Here is a 9,003-nt window from a genome sequence, read left to right on the forward strand (position 1 = left end):
GCCAGATCGATCGCATCATCGTCGGCGGCATCATGCCGGTGGCCCAGGCGGTGCGCTTTTCGCCCGAGCTGGGCCGTCATACCGGCACCGACTACTTTTTGCAGCGGCGTGAACTCGGCCTGATCAATATTGGCGGTGCCGCGCGCGTGCTGGCCGATGGCGTGGCCTTTGACGTTGGCCCGCGTGAAGCGCTCTACATCGGTCAGGGCACGCAGCAGCTCGAGTTCAGCAGCGTCGATGCCGCGCAGCCGGCCAAACTGTATTTCAACTGCGCGCCCGCCCACACCCGTTACCCCAGCCGCACCATCACCCTGGCGCAGGCCTCGCCCGAAACACTGGGCGCGCCCGAAACCAGCAACCGTCGCACCATCTACAAGTTCATGGTGCCCGATGTGCTGCCGACCTGCCAGCTCGCCATGGGCATGACGCAACTTGAGCCGGGCAGCATGTGGAACACCATGCCGTGCCACACCCACGACCGGCGCATGGAGGTGTATTTCTATTTCGACATGAACGACAACGCTGTGGTGTTTCACATGATGGGCGAGCCCACCCAGACGCGCCACATCGTGGTGCGCAACGAGCAGGCGGTGATCAGCCCGAGCTGGTCGATCCATTCCGGCGTAGGCACACAGGCCTACACCTTCATCTGGGGCATGGTGGGTGAAAACCAGGTCTTCAAGGACATGGACCATGTGCCCATGGGAGCCTTGCTGTGAACGCGGCCCACGACAACTTCAAGCTCGCCGGCCAGGTGGCCATCGTCACCGGTTGCAACACCGGTCTGGGTCAGGGCATGGCTCTGGCGCTGGCGCGAGCCGGGGCCGACATCGTCGGTGTCAACGTCAGCCCGCCGGATGACACGGCCGCGCAGGTGCAGGCCCTGGGGCGCCAGTTTGTGGATTTGCGCGCCAACCTGGCCGATGTCAGCGGCATCGACGCGCTGATCAGTCAAGCCTTGGCCTTGAACGGCAGCATTCACATCCTGGTCAACAACGCCGGCATCATTCGTCGTGAAGACGCGATCAATTTCACCGAAAAGGACTGGGACGACGTGGTCGACCTGAACCTCAAGTCGGTGTTTTTCTTTGCCCAGGCCGCGGCGCGCCAGTTCATCAAGCAGGGCACGGGCGGCAAGATCATCAATGTGGCGTCGATGCTGTCGTTTCAGGGTGGGGTTCGGGTGCCGTCGTACACCGCATCCAAAAGCGGCGTGATGGGCATCACCCGGGCGTTGGCCAACGAGTGGGCCAAGCACAACATCAACGTCAACGCCATTGCTCCGGGCTACATGGCCACCGACAACACCACCGCGCTGCGCGCCGATGAGGCACGCAACGCCGCGATTCTGGAGCGCATCCCGGCAGGTCGCTGGGGTGTGCCGGCCGACCTGGCGGGCCCTGTGGTGTTCCTGGCCTCAGAGGCGTCCAACTATGTCAATGGCAGCACCCTGGCGGTGGATGGAGGGTGGCTGGCGCGGTAATTGCGAATGTGTTTCGGCAATATAATTTGAAACACTTTTCCAAGGGATTCAAAACAAAATGGCTGAAGAACTCTACGACGCCAGGCAGCCCGAATCGGTGGCGGCGGTGCTCAAGGTGTTTGCGCTGTTGCAAGCCCTGTCTGAAAACAACGAGACCGGCATTTCAGACCTGTCTGTGCGTCTGGCCATGCCCAAGGCCACGGTGTACCGCTTTTTGCAGACCATGATGACGCTGGGCTATGTGCGCCAGGAGAAAGACAGCGAGCGCTATGGCCTGACGATGAAGATGTTTGAGCTGGGCACCAAGGCGCTACAGTATCCCGATCTGGTCGAGCTGGCCAAAAACCACATGCAGCTGTTGGCCGACACCACGGGCGAGACGGTGCACCTGGGCACCTTGATCGACAGCGAAATCATCTACATCCACAAGGTCGATTCGCGCCACATGCTGGGCATGTACTCCCGCGTGGGGCGTCGCGCACCCTTGCACTGCACCGCCATTGGCAAGGTGCTGATGGCGTGGGAAGACCCCGAGCGTTGCGCGCGGGTGCTGCAGGGAGCCGAGTTCACGCGCTACCGTGAAAAGACCATTGTGGACCCGGCGGCGTTCCAGGCGGAACTGGTGCGCGTCAAGGCGCAGGGCTTTGGCGAAGACCGCGAAGAATTTGATGATCACATCCGTTGCCTGGGCGTGCCCATTTTCGACCGCATCAACCGTCCCATTGCCGGTTTGAGCATCTCGTTTCCGACCTTTCGCTACGACGAGTCCAAAGAAGCCGAAACCGTGGCCATGCTGCAAAGCGCCAGCCGTGACATCTCGGCGCAGCTGGGCTGCACCCGTTTCCCGCTGGACCAGTGACTGCCGCCGTCACCCAACGTTGGCGGCCAGTCAGGCGCTAGGCCGGGTTTTGCCTGGCACCAACTGCTTGAGTGTTTTGGACCATTGCTCCATCGACAGCACCACGGAGGACAGGCTTAAGGCCTGGGCGATCTGCGCCTGCCAGAGATCAGACACCACCCGCACGCCATAGTGAAACAACGGGCGCTCCCGTTGGCGCGTGGCAACCAGCGTCGCCAGTTTGTCATCGCCCAGAACAACACCCAGCGAGCCAAGGATCTTGCGCTTCTCCGGCACCATGCCATCAACCCGGATCAGTTGGATCAGCCGCGCCTGCAAGGCGGCATCGTTGACCGTCTGCTGGGCGCGTTTGTAGATCAGCTCATTGATCAATGTGCCGAGAATCGCTTGCTCGTCGGCCTGGCGGGAGCACCAGACAATCTGTCCGTCGAAATGCGACAGCCCCCGCTTGAGGGGCAGGGTTGCACCTTCCAGAGGGTTTTCGCAAAAAAAATTGAAGCCCGCAGCGCTCCACTCCCGCGCCTGAGCAAACCACCATTTGCCAAGGTGCTGGTACTGCAAGCGCACGGTGATGTGGTTGTATCGTTGATCAGCGCGCTCGGCAGCAAGCGGGCGGCGTGTCAGGTCAGGCTCCAACGATTCATCCATGTTGATTGCGTGGGTGGATTCCAATCGGCGGAATTATGCACAAGATCGAGCTTTAGCGCATATCCAGCAAGTATTGAGTGCTATTGAAACAATAATTTGTTGTTGGAGTCACGGTGGGTTGCGCCATCCAGGCGATGGGCAAGGACCGGGGATTCGGGCTAAGTGCCGCGGTGCAACCACGCGGGTGCCAAACCGTTCGCGCAAAAAGTGGTTTCATTTGATATAGCGCAAGTCCCCATGGCCGCAACGTGATTGACTTGCATCAAGACGACGGCTGTCCGATAATTATTAAAAATTAATTAATAATCTAAGTGACTTGGTGCCATGCACAAGTTCGTGCGCCAGGCGCAACCCCGGTTTTTCAACTGTAAGGAGTAGTTCAATGAGTAATATGGCCATCGGTTCCCCGGCGAATTTGAGCAACGAGAAACTTCTCACCTGGGTCAGTGACATGGCTGCGCTTTGCAAGCCCGAGCGCGTGGTGTGGTGCGATGGATCGCAGGAGGAATACGATCGTCTGTGTGAAGAAATGGTGGCTGCGGGCACCTTCATCCGGCTCAATCCTGACAAACGCCCCAACAGTTTTCTGGCCCGCACCCATCCGTCAGACGTGGCCCGTGTCGAAGAGCGTACCTTCATCTGCTCCGCCACCAAAGACGAGGCTGGCCCCACCAACAATTGGGCTGCGCCCGACGAAATGCGTGCCACCCTGAAGGGCATTTTCAGCGGCTGCATGACCGGGCGCACCCTGTATGTGATTCCCTTCAGCATGGGGCCGCTGGGCTCGCCGATTGCCAAGATTGGCGTGCAGATCACCGACAGCGCGTACGTGGTGACCAATATGCGCATCATGACCCGCATGGGTGCCAAGGTATTGGATGTGCTGGGCAATGGCAGCTTCATCCCCTGTATGCACTCGGTGGGTGCGCCACTGGCACCGGGCCAGACCGATTCGACCTGGCCGTGCGAACCCGATATTGGCAAAAAATACATTGCCCATTTCCCCGACACCACCGAAATCTGGTCCTATGGCTCGGGCTATGGCGGCAATGCGTTGCTGGGCAAAAAGTGTCTGGCACTCAGGATCGCCTCGGCCATTGCCCGCAAAGAAGGCTGGCTGGCCGAGCACATGCTGATCTCTGGGCTGGAGTCGCCCGAAGGTCAAAAAACTTACATCGCGGCGGCGTTCCCCAGTGCCTGTGGCAAGACCAATCTGGCCATGTTGCGTCCACCCAAGGGCATGGAGGGCTGGAAGGTCACCACCGTGGGCGACGATATCGCCTGGATCAAAAAGTCGCCCGAAGGCGAGTTGCGCGCCATTAACCCTGAGGCAGGATTCTTTGGTGTGGCTCCGGGCACCAACTACTCGTCCAATGCCAACGCCATGTTGACCATGACGAAGAATTCGATCTTCTCCAACGTGGCGCTGACCGATGACGGTGACGTGTGGTGGGAAGGCATGGACGGTGAGCCACCGGCCCATTGCATCGACTGGCAAGGCAAAGACTGGACGCCAGGCTGTGGCCGCCCGGCGGCACATGCCAACTCGCGTTTCACGGCGCCGGCCAGTCAGTGTCCATCGATCGACCCCGACTGGGAAAACCCCGCCGGCGTGCCGGTGGCGGCGTTCATCTTTGGTGGTCGCGCCAGCAAGGAGATGCCGCTGGTGTTTCAGGCCTTTAACTGGGCGCACGGTGTTTACCTGGCCGCCACGATGGGCTCGGAAGCCACGGCGGCGGCCATCGGCGTGGTGGCCACACGGCGAGACCCGATGGCGATGCTGCCGTTTTGCGGCTACAACATGGCCGACTACTTCAGCCATTGGCTCAATGTGGGGCGTCAGGTCAGCAACCCGCCACGCATCTTCCGCGTCAACTGGTTCCGCAAGAACGATGCAGGGAAATTCATCTGGCCGGGTTTTGGCGACAACCTGCGGGTGTTGAAGTGGATTGCCGGGCGCGTGCATGGTCAGGCTTTTGCGGTCGAGAGCCCGGTTGGCTGGATGCCGCGTTTTGAAGATCTGGACTGGAAGGGTCTGGAGTTTGCCAGTGACAGCTTCTACGATCTGATGGCCGTGGGTCGCGATGCGGGTACCGCCGAGGCGCATGCCCACGAGGAGCTTTTTGACCGCTTCCGTGACCGCCTGCCCAAAGAGTTCACCTTTGAGCGCGAGTTGTTGCGTTCGCGCCTGTGGCGTTCGCCCGACCGTTGGGAACTGGCACACGAATAAAAGTCAGTCCCCATAAAAAAAGCCCTGCAGGCTTGACACCTGCAGGGCTTTTGCTTTTCAGCGGGGGTTTACATGCCCATGCCACCCATGCCGCCCATGCCACCCATGTCGCCGCCGCCCATGCCACCCATGCCGCCGGCGCCAGACTCTTCCTTCGGTGCTTCAGCCACCATGCACTCGGTGGTGAGCATCAGGGAGGCCACAGACGCTGCGTTTTGCAGTGCGGTGCGGGTCACCTTGGTCGGGTCCAGAATACCCATTTCGATCATGTCACCATAGGTGTCGTTGGCGGCGTTGAAGCCATAGTTGCCCTTGCCAGCCATGACGGCGTTCACCACCACCGAGGCTTCGCCACCGGCGTTGTAGACGATTTCGCGCAACGGGGCTTCGATGGCCTTCAGAACCAGAGCAATGCCGTGATCCTGGTCAGCGTTGTCACCCTTGATGGTGCCAGCAGACTGCTTGGCGCGTAGCAGGGCCACGCCACCACCGGCCACAATGCCTTCTTCCACCGCAGCACGCGTGGCGTGCAGGGCGTCTTCGACGCGGGCTTTCTTTTCTTTCATTTCGACTTCGGTGGCTGCGCCAACCTTGATCACGGCCACGCCGCCGGCCAGTTTTGCAACACGCTCCTGCAGTTTTTCGCGGTCGTAGTCGCTGGTGGCTTCTTCGATCTGCACGCGCACTTGTTTCACGCGGGCTTCGATGTCGGCGGCCGGGCCGGCACCGTCGATGATGATGGTGTTTTCTTTGCCCACTTCGATGCGCTTGGCTGAACCCAGGTCAGCCAGCGTCACTTTTTCAAGTGTCAGGCCAACTTCTTCAGCAATCACCTTGCCACCGGTCAGGATGGCGATGTCTTCCAGCATGGCCTTGCGACGGTCACCAAAACCAGGGGCCTTGACAGCCACCACTTTCAGGATGCCACGGATGGTATTGACCACCAGAGTGGCCAGGGCTTCGCCTTCCACATCTTCGGCAATGATCAACAGCGGACGGCCCGCTTTGGCAACTTGCTCCAGCGTGGGCAACAGGTCGCGGATGTTGCTGATCTTCTTGTCAAACAGCAACACAAACGGGTTGTCCAGCAGTGCAGCCTGCTTTTCGGGGTTGTTGATGAAGTAGGGAGACAGGTAACCACGGTCAAACTGCATGCCTTCCACCACGTCGAGCTCGGATTCCAGGCTCTTGCCGTCTTCCACGGTGATCACGCCTTCTTTGCCGACCTTGTCCATCGCATCGGCAATGATCTTGCCAATGGTTTCGTCTGCGTTGGCAGAGATGGAGCCAACCTGCGCGATTTCCTTGCTGGTGGTGGTGGCCTTGGAGGCTTTCTTCAGTTCGGCGATCAGGGCCGTCACGGCCTTGTCAATACCGCGCTTTAGGTCCATCGGGTTCATGCCGGCGGCCACGTATTTCATGCCTTCGCGCACAATGGCCTGGGCCAGCACGGTGGCGGTGGTGGTGCCGTCGCCAGCGATGTCAGAGGTCTTGGAAGCCACTTCCTTGACCATTTGCGCGCCCATGTTTTGCAGCTTGTCCTTGAGTTCGATCTCCTTGGCCACCGACACACCGTCCTTGGTTACGGTGGGGGCGCCAAACGAGCGCTCGAGCACCACGTTACGGCCCTTGGGGCCGAGGGTGACCTTGACTGCGTTGGCCAGGATGTTCACGCCTTCAACCATGCGTGCGCGGGCTTCGCCGCCGAAAATTACGTCTTTTGCTGCCATGTTAGGCTCCTAAAGTTATATGATAAATTGGCCTCTAGCGCTTATGTTAATTGCGCTAGTAGCTATTGATTTTGTATAAGTTGAGTTATTTCTCAACGACGGCAAACAAATCATCTTCCTTCATGACCAGCAGCTCGTCGCCATCGACCTTGACGGTTTGGCCGCTGTATTTGCCGAACAACACGCGGTCGCCAACTTTCACGCTCATGGCGCCGAGCTCGCCCTTGTCGTTCTTTTTGCCAGGGCCAACGGCCAGCACTTCGCCTTGATCAGGCTTTTCAGCGGCGCTGTCAGGAATGACGATGCCAGAGGCGGTGCGGGTTTCGTTTTCTACGCGTTTGACAATCACGCGATCGTGCAGGGGACGAAGTTTCATAGGGACTCCTAATGGGTTTGAAACACGGGTTAAAAACTAAAACTGCCAAAAACCTGGCAGTGTTCGTTAGCTTGAAGAGTCGCACTTGGCGTCGTGTTGTTAGCACTCAACTCTTACGAGTGCTAATGATAAGGGCGTTTGAAGTGATTTCAAGAGTGGCAATTGATAAATGCTGATGGCTGCAAGGGCTACTGCGCACCCGGCCCAGTTCCGTCTGTCCTAAGCCTCTTCTCCAAACAGATCACTCAGACTCTTGCCGCTGGATGCAGGGGGTTGGGGCGCTTGCGGTGTGCCTTTCGGGTATTCGTCTGCAATCCGGTCTTCCCAATACGCGGCTGGATTGGGTGCAGCGCACAGGCGGCGAACAACCTCTGCGGGCACATGGTGGTAAGCCAGAACTGACTTGTCGACCCAATGCAACTCGAGTTGTTGTTGATTCGCGTCGTAATCAATTCGCCTGATTCGACCGCTGGTGAAGGTTTTGGTGATCATGCTGTGAAATGCTGGTATCGGTTCATTTTCGCGCCAGGTAGACCCCCCAGACCGCCAAGGCCATCCCTGCCATGGCAAAACCGGAGAATGACTCGCCAAACAATGCCCACGCGACCAGTGCCGTGCAAGGCGGAACCAGGTAGAAAAGACTGGCGATGTTGACTGCGTTGCTGTGACGGATCAGCCAGTTCAGCAGGCTGATGGCACCCAGCGACAACACAAAGACCAGCCAACCCAGCGCAAACAGAAATTCGCCGGTCCAGTCAACCCGCAAATCCTCGGTCCAATACGCCACCAGTCCTGTTGCCACAGCGGTCGGCAAAAACTGGGCCACCGCGCCGGTGCGCCAGTCGAAGGATGGGCAATAGCGCTTCTGGTAAAGCGTGCCCACCGTGATACCCACCAGGGCCAGCAAAGCGGGCAACAGGGCGGCGACGCCAAAACCCGTACCCAGTTTGTCAAAGACGACCAGGCCAACGCCCAAAAAACCAAGCGCCAACCCCATCCACTGTCGGCGCACCACGGTTTCACCGAGCAGCCATCCGGCACCCACGGCGGTCAGCAGCGGTTGAACACCCACAACCAGGCTGGCGACACCGGCTGGCAGGCCTTTGGAGATTGCCGTGAACACGCCACCCAGATACACCCCGTGCACCAGCAGCCCGGTTACGCCAATATGCAGCCAGACCACCGGCGACGCGGGCCAGGGTGCGCGGGTGACACCCGCGACCATCGCCATCAGGGCAATCACCGCCAAGTAACGGATCAACAGGAACGTGAGTGGTTCGGCGTGAGGCAGTCCAAGTCTGGCACCGATAAAACCGGTGGACCACAACAGCACAAAAAGCAGGGGCAGGGCGCGCGCGTAGCGATGCGTCACGGCTGCCGCCCCGGTGCGTTGTCAAACGCCGTCAAGGGCCAGATTTGGCGGCTGCTTGTCGGCTTGCTCATGCCAGCAAAAAATTTTCCAGTGCCGCCGCCACTTGCTCGGGCTGGTCATGCTGCAGGTTGTGGCTGGCGTTCGTGATGGTCAGCGCCTTTTGGTGCCGAAAGCACTGCAGGCGGCGTTGAAACTCCTCGGGCTGACTGGCAAAGCGCTGTTGCACATAACCCTCATCGGCCAGCAGCATCAGCACCGGTGCTGTCACCCGTCGCCAGCTGGCGATGGCGTCCTCCACCCGGTAA

Annotated in this window: 9 protein-coding genes and 1 pseudogene; 4 read left to right on the forward strand and 6 right to left on the reverse strand. The window is 59.5% G+C overall.

Annotated features, from left to right (window positions below; all coding sequences use genetic code 11):
- The 3 genes from kduI to kdgR form a co-directional block, all read left to right on the forward strand.
- Window positions 1-719 (forward strand): 5-dehydro-4-deoxy-D-glucuronate isomerase (kduI, locus tag KBF66_RS17450; protein WP_296660369.1); only part of this gene is annotated, 719 nt, incomplete at its 5' end.
- A complete protein-coding gene (gene kduD, locus KBF66_RS17455) occupies window positions 716-1,483 on the forward strand; it encodes a 2-dehydro-3-deoxy-D-gluconate 5-dehydrogenase KduD (RefSeq protein WP_296660372.1) in 768 nt (255 codons plus the stop codon). The genes kduI and kduD, both read left to right, overlap by 4 nt.
- 58 nt (window positions 1,484-1,541) lie before the next feature.
- Window positions 1,542-2,342, forward strand: a complete 801-nt coding sequence (gene kdgR, locus KBF66_RS17460) for a DNA-binding transcriptional regulator KdgR (protein ID WP_296660377.1) — start codon at window positions 1,542-1,544, stop codon at window positions 2,340-2,342.
- A 30-nt stretch (window positions 2,343-2,372) separates the two neighbouring features.
- Here kdgR and KBF66_RS17465 read toward each other — a convergent pair whose 3' ends face one another.
- The gene (locus KBF66_RS17465; protein WP_296660380.1) at window positions 2,373-2,990 is read right to left on the reverse strand and encodes a hypothetical protein; all 618 of its coding nucleotides are present in this window, start codon (window positions 2,988-2,990) and stop codon (window positions 2,373-2,375) included.
- A gap of 382 nt (window positions 2,991-3,372) precedes the next feature.
- Between KBF66_RS17465 and KBF66_RS17470 the strand changes: the two genes are divergently transcribed.
- Window positions 3,373-5,220, forward strand: coding sequence for a phosphoenolpyruvate carboxykinase (GTP) (locus KBF66_RS17470; RefSeq protein ID WP_296660386.1), 1,848 nt, complete (start codon window positions 3,373-3,375; stop codon window positions 5,218-5,220).
- Between the two features lie 68 nt (window positions 5,221-5,288).
- Here the strand turns inward: KBF66_RS17470 and groL are convergent, their stop codons facing one another.
- From groL to KBF66_RS17495, 5 genes and pseudogenes are all read right to left on the reverse strand, one after another.
- A complete protein-coding gene (gene groL, locus KBF66_RS17475) occupies window positions 5,289-6,950 on the reverse strand; it encodes a chaperonin GroEL (RefSeq protein WP_296660390.1) in 1,662 nt (553 codons plus the stop codon).
- 85 nt (window positions 6,951-7,035) lie between these two features.
- Window positions 7,036-7,326 carry a co-chaperone GroES gene (locus tag KBF66_RS17480; protein ID WP_078364254.1) on the reverse strand — a complete coding sequence of 97 codons (291 nt, stop codon included), beginning with the start codon at window positions 7,324-7,326 and terminating at the stop codon, window positions 7,036-7,038.
- A gap of 219 nt (window positions 7,327-7,545) precedes the next feature.
- The gene (locus KBF66_RS17485) at window positions 7,546-7,818 is read right to left on the reverse strand and encodes a KTSC domain-containing protein (protein ID WP_296660398.1); all 273 of its coding nucleotides are present in this window, start codon (window positions 7,816-7,818) and stop codon (window positions 7,546-7,548) included.
- A 22-nt stretch (window positions 7,819-7,840) separates the two neighbouring features.
- Window positions 7,841-8,698, reverse strand: coding sequence for a DMT family transporter (locus KBF66_RS17490; RefSeq protein ID WP_296660401.1), 858 nt, complete (start codon window positions 8,696-8,698; stop codon window positions 7,841-7,843).
- A 67-nt stretch (window positions 8,699-8,765) separates the two neighbouring features.
- A pseudogene (locus tag KBF66_RS17495) lies at window positions 8,766-9,003 on the reverse strand (alpha/beta hydrolase); the annotation flags it as partial.

The sequence above is a fragment of the Rhodoferax sp. genome (assembly GCF_018063565.1).
Lineage (GTDB): Bacteria > Pseudomonadota > Gammaproteobacteria > Burkholderiales > Burkholderiaceae_C > Rhodoferax.

Excerpts from the sequence above, each read along its gene's own strand:
- kdgR (WP_296660377.1), top strand. The coding sequence starts at position 1,542 with ATGGCTGAAGAACTCTACGACGCCAGGCAGCCCGAATCGGTGGCGGCG.
- KBF66_RS17465 (WP_296660380.1), bottom strand. The coding sequence starts at position 2,990 with ATGGATGAATCGTTGGAGCCTGACCTGACACGCCGCCCGCTTGCTGCC.
- KBF66_RS17470 (WP_296660386.1), top strand. The coding sequence starts at position 3,373 with ATGAGTAATATGGCCATCGGTTCCCCGGCGAATTTGAGCAACGAGAAA.
- groL (WP_296660390.1), bottom strand. The coding sequence starts at position 6,950 with ATGGCAGCAAAAGACGTAATTTTCGGCGGCGAAGCCCGCGCACGCATG.
- KBF66_RS17480 (WP_078364254.1), bottom strand. The coding sequence starts at position 7,326 with ATGAAACTTCGTCCCCTGCACGATCGCGTGATTGTCAAACGCGTAGAA.
- KBF66_RS17485 (WP_296660398.1), bottom strand. The coding sequence starts at position 7,818 with ATGATCACCAAAACCTTCACCAGCGGTCGAATCAGGCGAATTGATTAC.